The organism is Agathobaculum massiliense (assembly GCF_900291975.1).
GTDB lineage: Bacteria > Bacillota > Clostridia > Oscillospirales > Butyricicoccaceae > Agathobaculum > Agathobaculum ammoniilyticum.
Genome location: NZ_OMPN01000001.1, coordinates 717,799 through 737,256 on the forward strand (window position 1 = coordinate 717,799; position 19,458 = coordinate 737,256).

Sequence of the window (19,458 nt, forward strand, 5' to 3'; positions counted from 1 at the left end):
GCCAGTCAACGATAAAATGAACGCCGCTTCGCGCCGTCGTTGACAGCCCCGCCCGTCTTTGCTGGTAGGCAATCAAGGGGCGACAGCAAGGAGTACTGCCGCCCCGCACTATTATTCAGAGAGGGGGAATTTCCATGACCGAAGATGAAGCCTACAAGGTGCATATCCAGTACACATTCAATGCCTTTTGCAAGGTAGTCATTCGTCACGCAGCCATAGATAAAATCTTGAAGCTGCGCCGGAGGTGGGAACGGGAAGTTTCCCTTGATTATCTGATGAGTGAAAAGTTTGTCCAGCTTGCCGAGCCGGAGTAGCTTGAAGAATATCTTTTTACCGCCTGCGGCCAGACCGCCGTTCTGTATCATGCGGAGCTTGCCGCCGCCCTTGCCCTTTTGCCGGAGCAGACGCAGGAAGAAATTTTTCGTTACTATTTCCTGCGCCAGCCGCAGCGAGTGATCGGCGTACATATTGGCCGGACACGCAGCACAGCGGGGCGGCATATCCGGCTTGCCTTGCAGCGGTTAAGGCGGCTCATGGAGGGAAATGACTATGAGTAAACTTCTCCCCTATGAAACAATCGTCAAAGCCCATGAGGGCGACCCGGACGCAATCGACACCATTCTTTCCCACTATGCCGGATATATCCGCTACTGTTCCAAAGTACACGGGAAAGTCAACGCCGAAGTTGAGGAACATATAAAGCAACAGCTCATTGCCGCCCTGTTCAAATTTCGCTTTGACCGATAAACAAAGAACAAACACTGGCTGTCATTAGCGGTTTCACTCCAGCCAGTTTACAATTCATCTATTCCTAAAGGAAGCAGGTCATAGTATAATAGAACCAACGACAAATATACTTTTAGGGGAGATATAGCAATATGAAAAGTAATAAATACTTAACTATTGGCTTATTAACAGGATTTATTGTCGGTGGTTGCATAGGTGTGTTGGCATGGGCGTTTTTGCAAAATCTTTTTGCTATTTCTATTTGTGCAGGTATCGGAATGTTGATTGGAATTGTTATAGGTACATTGATTGATTATGAAAAAAATAATCATCAAGAGAAATAGAAAAAATGCACAATGCCTTAAAGGGAAAACAGGAATTTATTGTGCTATCCATCATCGGGCCAACCTGACCTGAACTTTCAAAACTGAATATCCACCGCCCATCGGCGGCCAGCGAAAGCAGTAAGTCTGAAAAAGATTTGCTGCTTTTTTCTTTATCCGTTTGGCAAAATCGCAAAGTCATCCGTAGTAGGTAGGTGAAGCCGGAAACAAAAAATTTTCTGCGGCGGTAGCCAAATCTGCATTTTCTGTATTTCTAAGGCAAAGGAAAATTTGAGAAAATTCCCGGCAAGCGGGTAGCTGGCGGCCTTTGAAATGTATCTTTAGCGGAAAGAAAGAACTGCGGGTAAAAATCGCCCCACGCCGTAAGATTTTTGCAGAAATCCGGCCAAAACAGGCGGCAGCTATACGAGTAGTAAGTGCAAGGGGAAATCTACGGCTTACTTAGAGCAAGTTTCTACCACGGTGCCAAAATCCGCAATTCTGCGGTTTTGCCCCTCGCGGGAAACTTGTTGGGGAGTGCCTTCCCCAAACCCTGCTATGCGGCTTACGCCGCAAAAATATTTCTGTCCGGCAGACAGGAAATGCCCCGAAAATAGCTAACAGACCAGCCCATTTTTTGTGATAAGTGAAAGGAGGTTTACAGCCCATGCCGAAGCGATACAACACCCCCCACCGCAGCCATGTTGTGAAAACCCGGCTGACCGATGAAGAATACGCCGACTTCACAGAACGGCTTGCGCCCTATGGTATCAGTCAGTCCGAATTTCTCCGGCAGGCCATCCGGCGCACTACCATACGCCCCGTACTCCATGTGTCGTCAGTCAATGACGAGCTGCTCTCCGCTGTCGGGAAGCTCACAGCCGAGTACGGCAGGATTGGCGGCAATCTCAACCAGATTGCCCGCACCCTCAACGAGTGGCATAGCCCCTACCCGGCTATGGCAAAGGAATTGCGGGAAGCGGCCGCCGACCTTGCCGCCCTCAAGTATGAAGTCCTAAAGAAAGTAGGTGACGCCGTTGGCAACACTCAAGCATTTAGGCTCTAAGAACGCCGACTACGGAGCCGCCGAACAATACCTGCTCTTTGAGCATGACGAATTTACTATGAAGCCCGTCCTTGATGAAAACGGCAGGCTTATCCCCCGTGAGGATTATCGCTTGTCCACGCTGAACTGCGGCGGCGAGGATTTTGCCGTTGCGTGTATGCGCTCCAATCTCCGCTATGAGAAAAATCAGCGGCGGGAGGATGTGAAAAGCCACCACTATATCATCAGCTTTGACCCACGGGACGGGCCGGACAACGGCCTGACCGTAGACCGGGCGCAGGCGTTGGGGGAGCAATTCTGTAAAGAGCATTTCCCCGGCCATCAGGCCCTTGTCTGCACCCACCCGGACGGGCATAACCACAGCGGCAACATCCATGTGCATATCGTCATTAACAGCCTGCGGATAGAGGAAGTGCCGTTCCTGCCCTACATGGACAGGCCAGCGGACACGAAAGCCGGGTGCAAGCACCGCTGCACCGACGCAGCCCTACGCTACTTCAAGTCCGAGGTCATGGAGATGTGCCACTGGGAAGGACTTTACCAAATCGACCTCTTGAACGGCAGCAAGAACCGTGTCACAGACCGGGAATATTGGGCGCAGAAAAAGGGACAGGCCGCACTGGACAAGCAGAACGCCCCCATGATTGCAGGCGGTATCACGCCCCGGCAGACCAAGTTTGAAACGAACAAGGAGAAGCTGCGGCAGACCCTACGGAAAGCCCTTGCCACCGCTGCCAGCTTTGACGAGTTTTCCTCTCTGCTGTTGCGGGAGGGTGTGACCGTCAAGGAGAGCCGGGGGCGGCTGTCCTACCTCACGCCAGACAGGACGAAGCCTATCACCGCCCGGAAGCTGGGCGGCGACTTTGACCGCACCGCCGTCCTTGCCGTTTTGGAGCAGAACGCCCAGAGGGGCGTAACGGTTCGCTACACCCCGCAGCACCAAGCCGCCAGAGCCGCCGAACAGACCGCAGCCATACCCGAATACCTACACGCCGGGAAAGGCCGCTTACAGGGCGAAAAGACAGGGAAAATCGACCCCAGACAGGACAGTGTGCAGCGGCTTGTGGACATTGAGCAGAAGATGGCCGAGGGCAAGGGCAAAGGCTATGAACGATGGGCGAAGATACACAATCTGAAACAGGCCGCCAAGACCCTGACCATCTACCAACAGTACGGCTTTTCTTCCCCGGAACAGCTTGAAGCCGCCGTTGCTACCGCCTATCAGGAAATGCGCCAGACCAGCGGCGAACTGAAAGCACTGGAAACGAAGCTGCAAGGGAAAAGGGAGTTGCGGCAACAGGTACTTGCCTATGCCAAGACCAAGCCCATCCGCGAGGGGCTGAAAGCGCAGAAATCCGAGAAAGCCCGCGCCGCATACCGCCAGGCAAACGAGAGCGATTTTATCATAGCCGAAGCCGCCGCCCGGTATTTCAAGGCACAGGGGCTTACCAAGCTGCCCGGCCGAAAAGCGTTGCAGGCCGAGATCGAGCAGCTTATCTCCGAGAAAGACGGCCTGTACAACACCTATCACGAACAGAAGCAGCGGTTCAGGGAGTTGCAGACCGTCAAGCGGAACATCGACCAGATTTTGCGCCGGGAAGAGCCGCACCGCAGAAAGGAGCAGAGCCATGAACGATAAGCCGTCCCGCATGGACTACCGCCAGCACCAGGCAGCCCGCCGCCTTGTGCATGAGTGCTGTAACTACGACGAGGGGAACTGCCTGCTGTTAGACGACGGGGAGCCTTGCGTGTGCGTCCAGAGCATTTCCTATTCCCTCATGTGCCGCTGGTTCCGTGTGGCTGTCCTGCCCCTTGACGGGGAGCTGGCCGCAGCCCTCTTGTACCGGGGGAGCCGGAAACGCTGCGCGGTCTGCGGGGCGGCCTTTGTCCCCAAATCCAACCGGGGGAAATACTGCCCCGGCTGCGCCGGGTGCATGAAGAAACGCAAAGCCGCCGAGAGAAAGCGGAAACAAAGGCAGAAATGTCACGCTTTAGAGCCTTTCAAACCCGCATAAATCAAGGCTTTTTTCGTGGGTGTCAAAGGGTATGCGATACATTTATCCTTTCCCCCCGGAAATGCCGTCCTAATGCGTGACAAAGCCCAAAAACGACACAACACAGAGGGAGGTGATACTATCGCTGATTATATCAGGGCAGACACCACGCTGCCCGCCTATCTTCCATACCCCCGTTTCCTGCTGAAAATGGAGATTTCACAGACCGCCAAGCTGCTGTATGCGCTTTTATTAGACCGCTCCACCCTGTCACAGAAGAACGGCTGGCAGGACGGCGAGGGCAGGATATTCATTGTCTACCCCGTTGCGGAGATAGCGGAAATGCTGGACAAGGGTTGTACCGCCATCAAGGGAGCCTTGAAAGAACTGGACGCAGCCGGGCTTTTAGAACGGGAACGGCGGGGCTTCTCCGCACCCAATCGGCTTTATGTGAAAGTGCCGCCTGTCCCAGTGGTACGGTTTTCCGACCAACTGATGGCCGGAAAAGCGACCCTCATACAGTCGGAAAAGCGACCTTATGACGGTCGGAAAACCGACCCTATGATGGTCGGAAAACCGACCCCTAACAAAACTAATATAAACAACTTAATAGAGAACCAAACAATGAGAGCGAGTGGGGAGCCGCCCACAGCTTATGGCCGATATGAGAATATTTTTCTGTCAAAGGACGAATATGACGAGTTACAGGCAGAATACCCGGACAGGCTGGAACGGCTGATTGAGGAAATGAGCCATTACCTTGCCGCCAGCGGGAAAGCCTACCAGAATTATGCCGCCGCCTTGCACAGATGGGCGGCCAATGACAAAAAGGGAGCCGTAAAACAGGGCATCCCCGACTATACCTGTATGGAGGGAGAAAGCTTATGACAAGTGAAATCAAAGATATTTTGGAGAACATGACAACCGCCGCCCCGGAGATGGAGGACTATATCGGCGAGGACGGACTGCTTTACTGCGGAAAGTGCCATACGCCGAAAGAAGCCTACTTCCCGGAGGGTAAGGAGCTGTTTGGCCGTGACCGCCACCCGGCAGAGTGCGACTGCCAGAGAGCCGCCCGTGAGCAGCGGCAGGCCGCCGAGGAACACCGCCGCCATGTGGAAGCCGTGGAAAATCTGAAACAGAGGGCTTTTGCCGACTCAGCCATGCAGCAATGGACATTCGAGAACGACAACGGCAGAAACCCGCAGACCGGGATTGCCCGGCGGTATGCGGAGCATTGGGAAGAAATGCAGGCCGAAAACATCGGCTGCCTGTTCTGGGGGAACGTCGGCAACGGGAAAAGCTACCTTGCGGGCTGTATCGCAAACGCCCTCATGGAGAAAGAAGTCCCCGTATATATGACGAACTTCGCCGTTATCCTGGGCGACCTCTCTCCCGGCTTTACAGGCCGGAATGAGTATATTTCCCGCCTTTGCCGCTATCCGCTGCTTATCATTGACGACTTCGGCATGGAGCGTGGCACCGACTATGGACTGGAACAGGTATTCCATGTGATTGATACCCGATACCGCAGCAACAAGCCGCTGATCGCCACCACCAACCGCCCGCTGGACGAGTTGAAAAAGCCGACAGACACGGCCCATTCCCGGATTTATGACCGACTGCTGTCCATGTGCGTCCCGATACGCTTTACTGGCGTCAACTTCCGGCAGGAAACCGCAAAGCGGAAAATGGAAACCATGAAGAAACTGCTGGCTGAATGAAAGGAGTATTGCCTATGGAGAATATCAAGCAGCACGACCACCGTACCACCCGCCGCCCCGACTGCGTGACGGAAATCCGCATGGGGAATACCGTTCTTGTCGTGTCCGGCTTTTTCAAGAAAGACACCACCAGCACCGCCGCCGACAAGATGGCGAGGGTACTGGAAGCGGAAGCCGCTGCTACACAAAAAAAGGCGATTTGACAAGCTGTAAAGAAGCAGATTTATCACTTTTACCGCTGTACAGCCGCCCCTGTTCCGTGGTACAATGAAACCACGGAATAGTGGGGCTGGCTGTCGGAAACGGAGGATTTTATGTTAAGACAAGCCACCCAAAACCTCATTACCGCCCTTTATCCGAGATTGTCCCATGAGGACGAATTGCAAGGCGAGAGCAATTCCATTTCCAACCAGAAACGGATTTTGGAAGCCTACGCCAAGCAGAACGGCTTTACCAATCTGCGCTGGTACACCGACGACGGCTACTCAGGTGCGAACTTCCAGCGGCCCGGATTTCAAGCCATGCTTGCAGACATTGAAGCCGGGAAAGTCGGCACCGTCATAGTCAAGGACATGAGCAGGCTGGGGCGTAATTACTTGCAGGTGGGATTTTACACGGAAATGCTGTTCCCTCAAAAGGGCGTGCGTTTTATCGCTGTCAATGACAACGTGGACAGCGCAAACGGCGGCATGGACAATGATTTTACCCCTCTGCGGAACTTATTTAACGAATGGCTGGTGAGAGATACGAGCAAGAAAATCAAGGCAGTAAAGAAAGCAAAAGGCATGAGCGGCAAGCCTGTAACCAGCAAGCCAGTCTATGGCTATCTCATGGACAAGGACGAGAACTATATCGTTGACGAGGAAGCCGCCCCGGTTGTCCGGCAGATTTACCAGCTTTGCCTTGCGGGAAATGGCCCGACCAAGATTGCCCGTATGCTGACGGAGCAGCAAATCCCCACGCCGGGGACGCTGGAATACCGCAGGACGGGCAGCACCCGACGCTACCACCCCGGCTATGAGTGCAAGTGGGCGACAAACACCGTCGTCCATCTGCTGGAAAACCGGGAGTACACTGGCTGTCTGGTAAACTTCAAGACGGAGAAGCCCTCTTACAAGGTCAAGCACAGCGTTGAGAACCCCATCGAGAAGCAGGCTATCTTCCCAAATCACCATGAGCCGATTATCGACACGGAAACATGGGAGCGTGTGCAGGAGTTACGCAAGCAGCGAAAACGCCCGAACCGCTATGATGAAGTGGGGCTGTTCTCTGGTATGCTGTTCTGCGCCGACTGCGGCCATGTGCTGTATCAGCAGCGGTATCAGAACAAGAACCGCAAGCAGGACTGTTATATCTGCGGCAGCTACAAGAAGCGTACCCGTGACTGTACGGCACACTTTATCCGCACCGACCTTTTGACGGCGGGCGTGCTTTCCAATCTCCGGCAAGTGACGGAATACGCCGCCAGGCATGAGAGCCGCTTTGTAAAGCTGCTCATCCAGCAGAACGAAATCGGCGGCAAGAGAAAGACCGCCGCAGCCACGAAGCAGCTTGAACAGGCCCAGACACGCATTGCCGAAGTGAACCGCATTATCAAGCGGCTGTATGAGGACAATGTAAGCGGCAAAATCAGCGACGAGCGTTTCATGGAGCTGTCGGCGGACTATGAGCAGGAGCAGCGGGAACTGAAAGACCGGGCTGCCGCTTTGCAGGAGGAACTTTCCAAGTCGCAGGCCGCCACCGTCAACGCCGAGAAATTCATGGGGATTGTGAGAAAGCACCTTGCTTTTGAAGAATTGACCCCCACCCTCTTGCGGGAAATGATTGAGAAAATCGTCGTGCATGAGTGCAGCTATGACGAGAACGGCACCCGCAGGCAGGACATTGAGATTTATTACAGCTTTGTCGGCAAGATAGACTTGCCGGAAGCCTAACGCCTGACCTATCCGACACAGCCCTAAGTGCCGGATAGGAACGGCAAAATTTTTTACACTTCTATTACTTCTTTATCGCACATTAGCAAAATCACAGGGCATTAAGCAGTTTATGGCTAATTAAAGGGAACAAAAAGAAAGGAAAAACCAATCCAGACGGTATCAGCGGCAGACTACAATAATAAATTGTGATTTCACAAGATTGGTGTTATAATAAGAGAAAAGTTCCTGCCGGGGCAGCCGCCCCGGTGGTATGGATAGAAAGGCAGGAAAACAATATGCACATCAGCTATAAACCACTCTGGCACACACTGTTAGAGCGTGATATGAGGAAAGAGGATTTAAGGCTTGCCGCCGGTATGACAACGAATATGATTGCCAACATGAGCAAAGAGGGAAAGCACATCAGCATGGATACATTAGCCCGTATCTGCGAAACGCTGAATTGTGAGATTACCGATGTGATTGAGTTAGTACCAGACGAGCCTGCTTCCACAGGAGGTAAGGAACATGAGCGAATTGAAACCAAGAATAACGGAAAACGGAATTGATTATATCCTTGTTGGGGATTATTATATCCCAGATTTGAAGCTGCCGGAGGAACACCGCCCTATCGGAAAGTACGGACGGATGCACCGGGAATATTTAAGAGAAGTCCACCCAGCCAGATTGAACACATTGACACTGACCGGGAAGTTATGGACATACCTTGCAGACCTGAACGAACAGGCACAGGAACGGTTAGACACCATCATGGAGCAGATGAAAGCTGCCGAGGGCGTGACTGAGGAATTGAAGCGTACTTCTCAAATGGAATGGGTGCAGCGTTGCAATAACATTCACAACCGGGCAGAAGAAATTATTTTGCATGAGATGGTTTATTCATAAACGGTATGTCAGAATGACAATTACAAACTGAAAGCTGAAGGAGAGGAAATTTATGAACAAAACCTTAACCCATAGTATGAAATCCTATATAACAATTTTTTTGGTTGGTATTTTAGTCGGATGTATTTGCAGGCTTACAGATTATTGCCCAGCTGATACATTATGGAGTTTTTCGTCAATTCAAACACTATTGGGATTTTGGATTATTACCAATACCATCATTGTTTTAGCAAGTACTTCAAACATTTGTGCAGGGATTAGTTCGTTTTTATATATGTTTGGAATGACATTGAGTTTCTATGGATTACAAGCAATATTAGGAACATTCATACCTTTATTTTCTGGTGGTTTTCGTACTTCACTATTTATGATATTTACTATTTGTTCAATCCCTTGTGCAATAGCAGCGTTTATCTTATATTACTGGAATAAAGAACATATTTTTAATTCTATATTATATTCTCTGCCAGTAGGTGCTTTAGCCGCAGAAGCAATTGTAATTTTTATTTACTTTTTAGGGCATCATACATTCCTATTTCAGTTATTGATGGATGTAATAGGAGTGCTAATTTTTCTTTTCATGTTCTATAAAAAAGCAAAAAGTAAGAAGCTTTTTCTAATCGCTTCGGTAATTAGTGCTTTGGTATTTTACTTTGTTTTTCCATGGTAATATGAAATTATAATATACAACTTACCACTTCAAAATTTCAACTGAATAACCACAGCACAAACCGCTGCTACATGGAAGCCAACACAACCATGCAACAGCGGTTTTTTGTTACCGTTTTTTCCTCTGGCTGATAGGCGTTCCCATTTTCTTTGATTTTTGGAGAATCCGAATCAGCCAGCGAAATTCTTCTTCCGATAAATTTTTGTAGTTGATACCGAGCTGCTTGCAGTAAAGCATTGCCAGTTTTTCCAAACGGCTGCCCTTGAAATTTTCGACCGCTTCCAGATTTTCTTTCAGTTCATCGGCAACGGTGGTCTGGGGCGCACTCTCACTGTCCTTTTTGTGGGTTTCCCGAATATCCCGGATAATCAGGTTGAGGTCATCCAGAACCATGTGGCTGAAATACTCATCATCGCTGATATGGGCAGCTTGCAGCACCTTCAAATGCGGGTCATCTTCGCCGGGGCGATACCGTTCAATGATTTCATGCCGGACGGTATCAACAAGGGCATTGAGGTTTTGGATTTGCATGGTAGCAATCCCGTCCACATAAATCTCAATATCCGCAAGAAACTTGATAAAGTCCTTATGGGTGGCAAGTTCGCAGAGCAGACGGTTGTTAATCCGACCGCTTTTCAGAAGTGCAACCATCTCATCATTCAAATGCAGCTCCGTCAATGGTGTGTTGATCTGCTCCCGGTTTTCTGTCCGGCACAGCAGATAATCAACGGAAACCCCATAGAAGTCTGCCAGCGTGATAAGGTTGCCATGATTGATTTCCTTAAAATCTTCTTTTTCATAACTTCCAAGAGCTGATTTGGAAATGCCCGTCAGCTTTGATAGTTCTTCCAGATTTAAGCCTTTGTCCTTGCGGAGTTCCCAAAGGCGTTCCTGTATGCTTGTTGCTCCTTTCATGGGTGCACGCTCCCTTCCAACGGTTTCATTGCTGCCGCTTATCTGGATTATATCACACTTTCCGTAATCGTGGAAAGTTCTGATTTTTACCCTTAATTCCTACTTTGTGGACATACGGCACAGGGCACAAAAATGTTCTATGATACAGGTAGTTCATCGATGGATTATTCCAATCGAATGACCAGCCTGTGTGGGATATGCTTCCCCGGCGATGTAGCGCCATGACTTTTAGCAGGGATGTGGAGGAACCCTGACCGAAACGAGCGTACCAAAGGGAGCGATACGCCGCTGTGAGATTCAGGGGAGGAACGACACCGGGGAGAACTGGCGAACTGACACCGAAATGATACCGAAACACGACAATCTGATAGGGGGACAGTCTACCATATCGCTGATACTTCGGGAGATTTTAAGCGGCTCTATGGCTGTAATTTTGCCGAAAATCGCCCCGAAACCATACACTAAAACGGGAGGAAGCGCAATATGCCGAGAATGAGCAAAAAGAGGAAGCATGAGCTTTCCTTTTACCTCAATGACCGGGGGCGTGTCACTTACAACGAATTATGCCGGAAATGCCAGCATGGGTGCAAGCAGAGCTTCCGGGCGGTTGTGGTTGACTGCCCCCGTTATTTATCCAAACGAGCAAAGAAAAAGGAGGAACACACCGAATGAATTTTGAATTTATGACGATAGACACACCACTGCCGCCCTGTATGCCCTTTCCCAGAGCGTTGACGGGATTTCCAGTCAGCAGCACCGCAAAGATCATGTACTGCCGGATGCTGGATGCTATGCTCTCCAACGGGCAGGAGGACGAGAACGGAATCTTGTTTGTCTGCTTCCCTGTCACAGCTATTGCCGCTGTCCTGTCCCGCAGCCCCATGACGGTCAAGCGTTCTCTGAATGAACTGGAAACTGTCGGACTTATCATGCGGGTGCGTCAGGGCGTTGGAGAACCCAACAGAATTTATGTGCTGATACCGGGAAAGGAGGACGCTGCCCTTGCCTGATACCTCAAAGCTGGAAAAGCTCAACCGGGAGCTGGAAAAAAGTGAAAAGAAACTGCGGAAAGCCATCAATGATGAAAAGGCATTACAGCACCAGTTGAAGCAGCTTACCCGAAAGGAACGGACGCACCGGCTCTGTACTCGTGGCGGTATGCTGGAAAGTTTTCTGCAAGAGCCGGAACGCCTGACAGATGATGATGTCATGCTGTTATTGAACCTCATTTTTCACAGACAGGACACGCAGGAACTATTGAAAAAACTGCTGGAACGGAAGAAGCCGGAAACCCCTTAGTTTACTAAGGGCGCAATTATACACCACCCAGAGGTTGGTGCATTGCGTTCTCCGAAGGCTCCTCGCCGGAGGGCTGTGATTTTCCGCAGTCAAGGTCTGCTCCAAATCATACAGGGGACGCTACGCTTCCCCTGCGCTGGCTGCCGCCAGCTACCCTTTTGTGGACTTGCCATCTGGGGACATCTTGCGTTGCAAGCTGTTCCCAGCCGACAAGTTTCATAAAATATGCTATCTTTTTGATAGGCAGTGAAGTATAATGAAGATGACAACAAATCGGAGTTTGACGAGGTAAAAGAATATGAATGGAAAACATCTATTTCTTACATCTGCAGGGTTGACCGATAAGATGAAAGAGAAATTCTTTGATATTATTGGAAAGTGTCCGAAGGATGTGAAAGTGCTTTATATTCCAACAGCTGGCATTGAAACAGATGGTGCAAGAGAGTCGCTTGCAATATGTTTTCATGAACTCTTTCTAATGGGAATTCAGTACGAAAATATATTAGTGTACAATCTGGAATTAATTCTTTCAAAAGACTATCAAAGAACCTATTCTTCGTATGTTACAACCCCGTTTATGCTTACAAGGCTATTAACTTTTGAAGAATTAAACCAATTTGATGCTGTTTTTGTCAGTGGTGGTGATGTATCTGTGCTTTGTCGTGAAATGTCTAGAACTGGTTTTGATAGAATACTTAATAATGCAATTAAAAACGGACTTATATATGTCGGAATCAGTGCAGGAAGTATGTATGCGGCGGGAAATTTAACAGATGGATTACATATTATTGACAATCCTATTATCCCCCATTGGAATGGTTCTGAAACAACAGTATTACCGAACGGCAAAGATGAGATTAAGCTTGCTGATGGAAAAGCTGTTTATGTAGAGGATAATTACATGAGTGTAATATGATGCACATGTAGGATTAGTCAAATTCCAGTTTGTCAGCTTCACATCGGGTCAACTTGTCCCGAACTTTTACAACTAAATACCCGCCGCCCACACAGCGGCACACCGAGCAGGAAATCTGAAAAAAGATCTCCTGCTTTTTTTCTGCCCAAAATGAGGTGGTAAAACGCCACCCCATCCACCAATTACCGAAAGGAGGGACACGAAATGCCCTGTCCACACAACGAAATCACGATTGTTCAGCGCAGCCAGCGGCAGTCTGCGGTTGCCGCCGCTGCTTACCAAAGCGGCGAAAAGCTGTTCTGTGAATACGACCAGCAAGTGAAGCACTACCCGGAAAAGCGTGGTATTGTCCACAATGAAATTCTGCTCCCGGCAAACGCCCCACGGTCGTATGCAGACCGCAATATCTTATGGAACGCCGCCGAAGCGGTGGAAAAGCAATGGAACTCCCAGCTTGCAAGGCGGTGGGTGCTTACCATCCCAAGAGAGATACCGCCCGACCAATATGCTGTCCTTGTCCGGGAGTTTTGTGAACAGCAGTTTGTTTCCAAAGGGATGATTGTTGACTTTGCCATCCATGACCCCCACCCGCCGGGACACAATCCCCACGCCCATGTCCTGCTGACTATGCGGGCAATGGACGAGCATGGGAAATGGCTTCCCAAGAGCCGCAAGGTTTATGACCTTGACGAGAATGGGGAACGGATAAAGCTGCCATCCGGCAGGTGGAAAAGCCACAAGGAGGATACGGTTGACTGGAACGACCAGAAGTATTGTGAAATCTGGCGGCATGAATGGGAGGTCATCCAGAACCGCTATCTGGAAGCCAATGACCGCCCGGAGCGTGTGGACTTGCGTTCCTATGCCAGACAGGGGCTTGATATAGTCCCTACTGTTCATGAGGGAGCTGCTGTCCGGCAGATGGAAAAGCGGGGTATCCAGACGAATATCGGAAACCTGAACCGGGAAATCAGAGCCGCCAACAGCCTGATGAAGTCCATCCGGCAGCTCATCCACAACCTCAAGGGCTGGATTGCCGAGCTGGGCGAAAAACGGAAAGAGCTGCTTGCACAAAAAGCGGCGGAGGAAGCAACGCTTCTCCCCAACCTGCTGATGAAATATATGGAGATACGAAAGGAAGAACGAAAAAGCTGGACGAGGGCTGGACAGAACCGGGGGACTTCACAGGACTTAAAGGCAGTCAGCGAAGCCTTGTCCTATCTCCGGCAAAAGGAGCTTTCCACTGTGGAGGACTTAGAAGCATTTCTGGAATCCTCCGGGAAATCAGCCGCAGATTACCGCAATCAGATGAAGCCAAAGGAAGCCCGAAGCAAAGTGATTGACGGGATTCTTGCCAGCCGGACAGACTGCAAAGAATGTAAGGCTGTCTATGAGAAGTACCAGAAGATATTTTTTAAGAAAACAAAGGAAAAATTCAAACAGGAACACCCGGAGGTTGCCCGGTATGCGAAAGCCGCTGCCTACCTTGCCAAGCACCCGGACGATAAGGACAGCACCCAAAAGAAGCTGCAAGAGGAGCAGGAAACGCTTCTGGAAGAAATTGCAGCCCTGAAAACACCTCTGACCGAGGTACAGGCTGATTTGAAGAAACTGCGGGACATCCGCTACTGGGTACGGAAAGCCACCCCCGGCACAGAGGAAAGTAAAGAGCCGCCCAAGAAACAGCCTATCAAAGAAATCTTGCAGGATAAGACTGACGAGAAAAAAGCACAAAGAACCGCCCAAGAACAGACAAAACACAAACAACAGGATATGGAACTTTAACAGGCACTTGCCATTTTCAATCAGAGAATGTCAGGTGCTTTTCTTTTTTTCAAGGAGGGATAGATTTGAATGTATTTGAAGCTGTGAAGCAGTCCGTCACAACAAGACAGGCTGCGGAGCATTATGGAATCCATGTAGGTCGGAACGGGATGGCTTGCTGCCCGTTCCATCACGATAAAACCCCAAGCATGAAGCTGGATCGGCGTTACCACTGCTTCGGCTGCGGTGCGGATGGAGATGTGATTGATTTTGCCGCCGCCCTGTATGGGCTGGGAAAGAAAGAAGCCGCCGTACAACTGGCACAGGACTTCGGGCTTTCCTATGAGGACTGGAAGCCGCCGGGAAAGGCGAAAAAGCCCAAGCCCCGGCAGAAATCCCCGGAGGAACAGTTTCAGGAAGCAAAAAACCGCTGCTTCCGTATTCTTGCCGACTATCGCCACCTGCTCCGGGCATGGAGAAAGGATTATGCCCCGCACTCCCCGGAGGAAGCCTTTCATCCCCGGTTTATAGAAGCCTTACAGAAGCAAGATCAAGTGGAATATCTGCTGGATGTGCTGCTGTTCGGGGAAACAGAGGAAAAAGCGGCTTTGATTACGGACTACGGAAAGGATGTGATACAGCTTGAACAGCGAATGGCAGAGCTTGCAGCCACAGACGCAGCAAGAACTAAAAAGCACCATGAACGCCATGCAGCCACCCCAGAGCATTGAGGAAATCAAGGCGGGGCTGGAAACTACCGAGAAAGGCGGTGTCCGTCAGAGCATACGGAACTGTCTGACCGTATTCCAGCGTGACCCGCTGCTTTCCGGGGCTATCGCATACAACATCCTGACCGACCGCAAGGACATCATAAAGCCCATCGGCTTCCACAGGGAAAGCACCGCCTTAAACGATACGGATATGAAGTATCTGCTTCTCTATCTGGAAGAAACCTACGGGCTTACCAATGAGAAAAAGATTGATAACGCCATCGGGATTGTGGCGAATGAAAACAAGTACCATCCCATCCGGGACTACCTAAGTGCCCTTGTGTGGGACGGGACAGAGCGAATCCGTTTCTGTCTGCGGCACTTTCTGGGGGCTGACGCAGACGATTACACCTATGAAGCGTTGAAGCTGTTCCTGCTGGGCGCTATCACACGAGCCTTTCAGCCGGGATGCAAGTTTGAAATCATGCTCTGTCTGGTAGGCGGTCAGGGGGCTGGCAAGTCCACATTCTTCCGTCTGCTGGCAGTCCGGGACGAGTGGTTCTCCGATGATTTGCGGAAGCTGGACGATGACAATGTGTACCGCAAGCTGCAAGGTCACTGGATTATCGAAATGTCGGAAATGATGGCAACCGCCAACGCCAAGAGCATTGAGGAAATCAAGTCGTTTTTAAGCCGGCAGAAAGAGGTTTACAAGATACCTTATGAAACCCACCCGGCAGACCGCCCCCGTCAGTGCGTGTTTGGCGGCACTTCCAATGCCCTTGACTTCCTGCCCCTTGACCGTTCCGGCAACCGCCGCTTTATCCCGGTCATGGTGTACCCGGAGCAAGCCGAGGTTCACATTTTGGAGGACGAAGCTGCTTCTAGAGCCTATATCGAGCAGATGTGGGCAGAAGCGATGGAGATTTACCGAAGCGGCAGGTTCAAGCTGGCTTTCAGCCCCGCCATGCAGCGGTATCTCAAAGAACACCAGCGGGATTTTATGCCAGAGGACACCAAAGCCGGGATGATACAGGCGTATCTTGATAAGTACACAGGGAACATGGTCTGCTCCAAGCAGCTCTATAAGGAAGCCTTGAACCATGCTTTTGACGAGCCGAAGCAATGGGAAATCCGGGAAATCAACGAGATTATGAACCAGTGCATTGACCGCTGGCGGTACTTCCCGAATCCAAGAATGTTTTCCGAATACGGCAGACAAAAGGGCTGGGAGCGTGAAAACCCGGCAACGGACTTATGCAACCCGTCTGAAAAAACGATGGACGGTTTTGTGGAGGTCACAGAACAGATGGAGCTTCCATTCTGAAAATGACAGCCCGTTGCACCCCCTGTTGCTATCCCGTTGCCGAGCCGGTTGCCGGGGAAAACCCCTTATTTCCGGGCTTTTCTCCCTTATAACAACCAAAACAACAGAAAAATAAAAGAAAAGTATAAATAGTAACCATCGCCAGATTGAGATTGTTTGCAAGGTCTTTTGAAGCCCGTTGCCGGACTTCGTTGCCGACACCCTCTGTCTGGCTATTTTCATGTATGGAGGATCACTGCCTATGGCAAAAAACAAAACAGAGATTCATGTGACTACTGTGTTTGACGGGGAGCTTGACGCAACCGATGTGTTCGTCAGCCTGATTTCCCAGAAATATGGAAAGACAAATACAAAAGAATATCTTGTCAAAAAGAAAGATATGGAGTATAATGCAGATGAGGTTCAAAAGAGCCAGATACCGTCTGGATTGTGTGGGTAAATGGCTATGATGAACGAAATGGAATACAGAACAATCGGTTCGGCACTTGCCGGGGGCTATCGTGCAGCGGTCTATTGCAGACTGTCAAAGGACGATGACCTGCAAGGCGAAAGTGCCAGTATCGCAAACCAGCGTGATATGCTGGAAAAATACTGCGAAAAGCAGGGATGGGAGGTTGTGGCAGTCTATCAGGACGATGGCTTCACAGGTCTTAATATGGAGCGTCCTGATTTACAGAGAATGTTGAGAGCCATTGAGCGCAGGCAAATCAACCTTGTCATCACGAAAGACCTCAGCCGACTGGGGCGGAACTATCTGCAAACCGGGCATTTGATTGAGGACTTTTTCCCAAGAAACGGTGTCCGCTATATCGCCATGAATGACGGTATCGACACCCTGCGGGATAACAACGATATTGCCCCGTTCAAGAATATCCTGAACGAGATGTACAGCAAGGATATTTCCAAGAAAGTCCATTCCTCTTATCTTCTGAAAGCGCAGAAAGGACAGTTTACCGGGTGTCTTGCCCCGTTTGGGTATCGGAAAGACCCGGAGGACAAAAACCATCTGCTCATTGACGAGGAAACCGCCCCGATTGTGCGACTGATTTTCGGATATGCCCTGAACGGTCATGGTCCGAACTATATCCGCAGACGGCTGGAGGAAGAAAAAATCCCCTGCCCCACATGGTGGAACCGGGAACGGGGGCTTCGCAATACCCGCACCAAATGGGAAAAGAAAGACCCGGAAAACGGGCGGTATATGTGGGACTTCTCCGTTATCAAAGACCTTTTGATGAATCCCGTCTACACCGGGGCGATTGCTTCCCAGAAAAAAGACTACCGTTTCAAAATCGGCACGATTGGGGAAAAGAAGCCGGAGGACTGGATTGTGGTGGAGGGGCAGCATGAACCGCTGATTGACAGCATGAGCTTTGACATTGTGCAGAATAAGCTGAAATCCCGCCAGCGTCCGGGGCAGACCAATGAAATCAGCCTGTTTGCCGGACTGGTAAAATGCGGCGAGTGTGGGAAGTCGCTGACGATACGCTACACAAACGCAAAACATCCCCAGCGGATTTATTCCTGCAAGACCTACAACGCCTTTGGAAAGAACCACTGCACCCAGCACCGGATTGATTATGACACCCTTTACAGCCATGTGCTGCGGAAAATCCGGGAATGTGCCAGAGCTGCCCTGATGGATGGGGAAGCGGTTGCCGACCGCCTGACCAATACCTGTGAAGCCGAGCAGCGGGAACAGCGGGAAGCAATGGAACGCTCCCTTACAAGGGACGAGGAACGGATTGAGGTTCTGGACAAAATGGTCATGCGGCTTTATGAGGATATGATTGCAGGGCGTATCAGTGAGCAGAATTTCAACACCATGCTGGAAAAGACACAGACCGAGCAGACGGAGCTTAAAGCAAAAGTGTCCGAGGGCAGAAAGCGGCTGTCTGATGAAGTCCAGCTTGCCAATGACGCAAAACAATGGGTGGAAGCCATTCAGGAATACGCCAACATCACAGAGCTGGACGCAGCCACCCTTAACCGCTTAATCAAAGAAATCGTCGTGCATGAGCGCATTGACGAAGATAAAACAAGACACATTTCTATCGAAATTCATTTTAATCTCAAACCCATCCCGGAGGTGGAACAGGTCACTGCCTGACCTGTCCCGCCGGGACGGTTCTCTTAAAAACACCATATAGATTTTTTGTACGCCGCCGCCCGCCATCGAGCAGAGTTTTACACCTAATTGGGGATAAAACAGCTCATGGCTGGCGGCGGTGTCGTTCTGATCGGCCTTCAGCTTATCCCTCTGCTGTCCGGCCTGTTCAGCTAAGTGTCACCCGTTGTCCCTTTTTCCAGAAAAGGAGCTGATGTATGGACTTTATCATCGACGCAATCGTTGAATGGCTGAAAGGTCTGCTCGTCGATGGTATTATGGGAAATCTGGACGGCCTTTTCGATAACGTCAATCAGAGCGTTGGCGAGATCGCCACACAGGTAGGCACGACCCCGGCGGACTGGAACGCCGGGGTCTTTTCCATGATACTACAGATCTCCGAAACTGCCATTCTGCCAATCGCCGGGGTCATCCTCACTTTTGTTATGACCTATGAACTGATACAGATGCTCATAGAACGCAACAACCTCCATGAAGTTGACACATGGATGTTTTTTAAGTGGGTGTTCAAAACCTTTGTGGCTGTGATGATCCTGACGAATACCTTCAATATCGTGCTGGCGGTCTTTGATGTGAGCCAGCATGTGATACAGCAGTCAGCGGGCATTATCCAGAACGGGACAGAGATCACGCCGGATGTGCTGGACAGTCTGCGGACAGAGCTTGAAGCGATGGAGTTAGGCCCTCTGTTCGGACTCTGGCTACAATCCTTCCTGATCCAGCTTACCATGATTGCCTTAAACATCGTGATCTTCGTCATCGTATATGGCCGTATGATTGAAATTTATTTACTCACAAGTTTAGCACCTATCCCGTTTGCCACAGTCCCCAACAGGGAAACCGGACACATGGGGCAGAACTATTTCCGCTCCCTCTTTGCGGTGGGCTTTCAAGGTCTGTTGATCTTAGTCTGTGTCGCCATCTATGCGGTGCTGATCCAGAGTATCGCCACCGACGGCGACCCCATCGGGGCGATCTGGGGCTGTGTGGGATATACGGTGCTGCTGTGTTTTACCTTATTCAAAACAGGCAGTCTTGCAAAATCCATCTTCGGCTGCCATTAAGAGACTTCGG

At 50.4% G+C, this 19,458-nt stretch carries 25 protein-coding genes and 1 pseudogene; 23 read left to right on the top strand and 3 right to left on the bottom strand.

Features of this window, described 5'->3' with window-relative positions:
- Positions 1 to 5: 5 nt before the first annotated feature.
- A complete protein-coding gene (locus DBQ51_RS17680) occupies positions 6 to 467 on the bottom strand; it encodes a hypothetical protein (RefSeq protein ID WP_021659603.1) in 462 nt (153 codons plus the stop codon).
- Positions 468 to 549: 82 nt separating this feature from the next.
- Here DBQ51_RS17680 and DBQ51_RS03665 point away from each other — a divergent pair, with 82 nt between their 5' ends.
- From DBQ51_RS03665 to DBQ51_RS17040, 12 genes are all read left to right on the top strand, one after another.
- The gene (locus tag DBQ51_RS03665; RefSeq protein WP_001909500.1) at positions 550 to 747 is read left to right on the top strand and encodes a helix-turn-helix domain-containing protein; all 198 of its coding nucleotides are present in this window, start codon (positions 550 to 552) and stop codon (positions 745 to 747) included.
- 131 nt (positions 748 to 878) lie between these two features.
- Positions 879 to 1,070 (top strand): hypothetical protein, encoded by a 192-nt coding sequence (locus tag DBQ51_RS17035; protein WP_000841357.1) that lies wholly within the window; start codon positions 879 to 881, stop codon positions 1,068 to 1,070.
- A 646-nt stretch (positions 1,071 to 1,716) separates the two neighbouring features.
- On the top strand, positions 1,717 to 2,115 hold the full coding sequence (locus DBQ51_RS03680; RefSeq protein WP_001126628.1) for a plasmid mobilization protein: 399 nt from the start codon (positions 1,717 to 1,719) through the stop codon (positions 2,113 to 2,115).
- On the top strand, positions 2,087 to 3,754 hold the full coding sequence (locus DBQ51_RS03685; protein WP_107630812.1) for a relaxase/mobilization nuclease domain-containing protein: 1,668 nt from the start codon (positions 2,087 to 2,089) through the stop codon (positions 3,752 to 3,754). The genes DBQ51_RS03680 and DBQ51_RS03685 overlap by 29 nt, the downstream gene beginning before the upstream one ends.
- Positions 3,744 to 4,130 (top strand): cysteine-rich VLP domain-containing protein, encoded by a 387-nt coding sequence (locus tag DBQ51_RS03690; protein WP_000998386.1) that lies wholly within the window; start codon positions 3,744 to 3,746, stop codon positions 4,128 to 4,130. The genes DBQ51_RS03685 and DBQ51_RS03690 overlap by 11 nt, the downstream gene beginning before the upstream one ends.
- A 72-nt stretch (positions 4,131 to 4,202) precedes the next feature.
- On the top strand, positions 4,203 to 4,997 hold the full coding sequence (locus tag DBQ51_RS03695) for a replication initiator protein A (protein WP_001205019.1): 795 nt from the start codon (positions 4,203 to 4,205) through the stop codon (positions 4,995 to 4,997).
- Complete coding sequence (locus tag DBQ51_RS03700; RefSeq protein ID WP_000200031.1) at positions 4,994 to 5,833, top strand: ATP-binding protein; 840 nt, start codon at positions 4,994 to 4,996, stop codon at positions 5,831 to 5,833. The genes DBQ51_RS03695 and DBQ51_RS03700 overlap by 4 nt, the downstream gene beginning before the upstream one ends.
- Positions 5,834 to 5,847: 14 nt before the next feature.
- Entirely contained in the window at positions 5,848 to 6,036 is a 189-nt protein-coding gene (locus DBQ51_RS03705; RefSeq protein ID WP_000427739.1) for a transposon-encoded TnpW family protein, read from the top strand.
- 111 nt (positions 6,037 to 6,147) lie between these two features.
- Positions 6,148 to 7,767 (top strand): recombinase family protein, encoded by a 1,620-nt coding sequence (locus tag DBQ51_RS03710; protein WP_000945966.1) that lies wholly within the window; start codon positions 6,148 to 6,150, stop codon positions 7,765 to 7,767.
- A gap of 188 nt (positions 7,768 to 7,955) precedes the next feature.
- Complete coding sequence (locus DBQ51_RS03715) at positions 7,956 to 8,318, top strand: helix-turn-helix domain-containing protein (RefSeq protein ID WP_022742028.1); 363 nt, start codon at positions 7,956 to 7,958, stop codon at positions 8,316 to 8,318.
- A complete protein-coding gene (locus DBQ51_RS03720) occupies positions 8,278 to 8,655 on the top strand; it encodes a TnpV protein (protein ID WP_024739843.1) in 378 nt (125 codons plus the stop codon). Before DBQ51_RS03715 ends, DBQ51_RS03720 begins: the two co-directional genes overlap by 41 nt.
- Before the next feature lie 52 nt (positions 8,656 to 8,707).
- Complete coding sequence (locus tag DBQ51_RS17040; RefSeq protein ID WP_227116248.1) at positions 8,708 to 9,325, top strand: hypothetical protein; 618 nt, start codon at positions 8,708 to 8,710, stop codon at positions 9,323 to 9,325.
- 108 nt (positions 9,326 to 9,433) lie between these two features.
- Here DBQ51_RS17040 and DBQ51_RS03730 read toward each other — a convergent pair whose 3' ends face one another.
- Positions 9,434 to 10,240 carry a helix-turn-helix domain-containing protein gene (locus DBQ51_RS03730; protein WP_069432587.1) on the bottom strand — a complete coding sequence of 269 codons (807 nt, stop codon included), beginning with the start codon at positions 10,238 to 10,240 and terminating at the stop codon, positions 9,434 to 9,436.
- Between the two features lie 483 nt (positions 10,241 to 10,723).
- On the opposite strand from DBQ51_RS03730, the gene DBQ51_RS03740 reads away from it, so the two are divergent.
- The 7 genes from DBQ51_RS03740 (at position 10,724) to DBQ51_RS03770 (ending at position 16,256) form a co-directional block, all read left to right on the top strand.
- The gene (locus DBQ51_RS03740) at positions 10,724 to 10,912 is read left to right on the top strand and encodes a hypothetical protein (protein ID WP_025544156.1); all 189 of its coding nucleotides are present in this window, start codon (positions 10,724 to 10,726) and stop codon (positions 10,910 to 10,912) included.
- Positions 10,909 to 11,250 carry a DeoR family transcriptional regulator gene (locus tag DBQ51_RS03745; RefSeq protein ID WP_059086541.1) on the top strand — a complete coding sequence of 114 codons (342 nt, stop codon included), beginning with the start codon at positions 10,909 to 10,911 and terminating at the stop codon, positions 11,248 to 11,250. Before DBQ51_RS03740 ends, DBQ51_RS03745 begins: the two co-directional genes overlap by 4 nt.
- A complete protein-coding gene (locus DBQ51_RS03750; protein WP_059086540.1) occupies positions 11,243 to 11,539 on the top strand; it encodes a DUF3847 domain-containing protein in 297 nt (98 codons plus the stop codon). Before DBQ51_RS03745 ends, DBQ51_RS03750 begins: the two co-directional genes overlap by 8 nt.
- A gap of 298 nt (positions 11,540 to 11,837) precedes the next feature.
- A complete protein-coding gene (locus DBQ51_RS03755) occupies positions 11,838 to 12,455 on the top strand; it encodes a Type 1 glutamine amidotransferase-like domain-containing protein (protein ID WP_005930833.1) in 618 nt (205 codons plus the stop codon).
- Positions 12,456 to 12,659: 204 nt separating this feature from the next.
- Positions 12,660 to 14,240: a MobQ family relaxase gene (gene mobQ, locus DBQ51_RS03760; RefSeq protein ID WP_059086539.1), complete on the top strand. Its 1,581-nt coding sequence runs from the start codon at positions 12,660 to 12,662 to the stop codon at positions 14,238 to 14,240.
- 65 nt (positions 14,241 to 14,305) lie between these two features.
- On the top strand, positions 14,306 to 14,950 hold the full coding sequence (locus tag DBQ51_RS03765; RefSeq protein WP_059086538.1) for a CHC2 zinc finger domain-containing protein: 645 nt from the start codon (positions 14,306 to 14,308) through the stop codon (positions 14,948 to 14,950).
- Positions 14,919 to 16,256, top strand: coding sequence for a virulence-associated E family protein (locus tag DBQ51_RS03770; protein ID WP_059086537.1), 1,338 nt, complete (start codon positions 14,919 to 14,921; stop codon positions 16,254 to 16,256). Before DBQ51_RS03765 ends, DBQ51_RS03770 begins: the two co-directional genes overlap by 32 nt.
- A 28-nt stretch (positions 16,257 to 16,284) precedes the next feature.
- Here DBQ51_RS03770 and DBQ51_RS17425 read toward each other — a convergent pair whose 3' ends face one another.
- A complete protein-coding gene (locus DBQ51_RS17425) occupies positions 16,285 to 16,482 on the bottom strand; it encodes a tweety protein (RefSeq protein WP_118688546.1) in 198 nt (65 codons plus the stop codon).
- A gap of 15 nt (positions 16,483 to 16,497) precedes the next feature.
- Between DBQ51_RS17425 and DBQ51_RS03775 the strand changes: the two genes are divergently transcribed.
- From DBQ51_RS03775 to DBQ51_RS03790, 4 genes and pseudogenes are all read left to right on the top strand, one after another.
- Positions 16,498 to 16,695 carry a hypothetical protein gene (locus DBQ51_RS03775; RefSeq protein WP_059086536.1) on the top strand — a complete coding sequence of 66 codons (198 nt, stop codon included), beginning with the start codon at positions 16,498 to 16,500 and terminating at the stop codon, positions 16,693 to 16,695.
- Positions 16,696 to 18,366 carry a recombinase family protein gene (locus tag DBQ51_RS03780; RefSeq protein ID WP_059086535.1) on the top strand — a complete coding sequence of 557 codons (1,671 nt, stop codon included), beginning with the start codon at positions 16,696 to 16,698 and terminating at the stop codon, positions 18,364 to 18,366.
- A 90-nt stretch (positions 18,367 to 18,456) separates the two neighbouring features.
- Positions 18,457 to 18,540: pseudogene (locus DBQ51_RS03785) on the top strand (Maff2 family mobile element protein); the annotation flags it as partial.
- A 41-nt stretch (positions 18,541 to 18,581) separates the two neighbouring features.
- On the top strand, positions 18,582 to 19,448 hold the full coding sequence (locus tag DBQ51_RS03790; protein ID WP_107630813.1) for a VirB6/TrbL-like conjugal transfer protein, CD1112 family: 867 nt from the start codon (positions 18,582 to 18,584) through the stop codon (positions 19,446 to 19,448).
- The last annotated feature ends 10 nt before the right edge of the window (positions 19,449 to 19,458 follow it).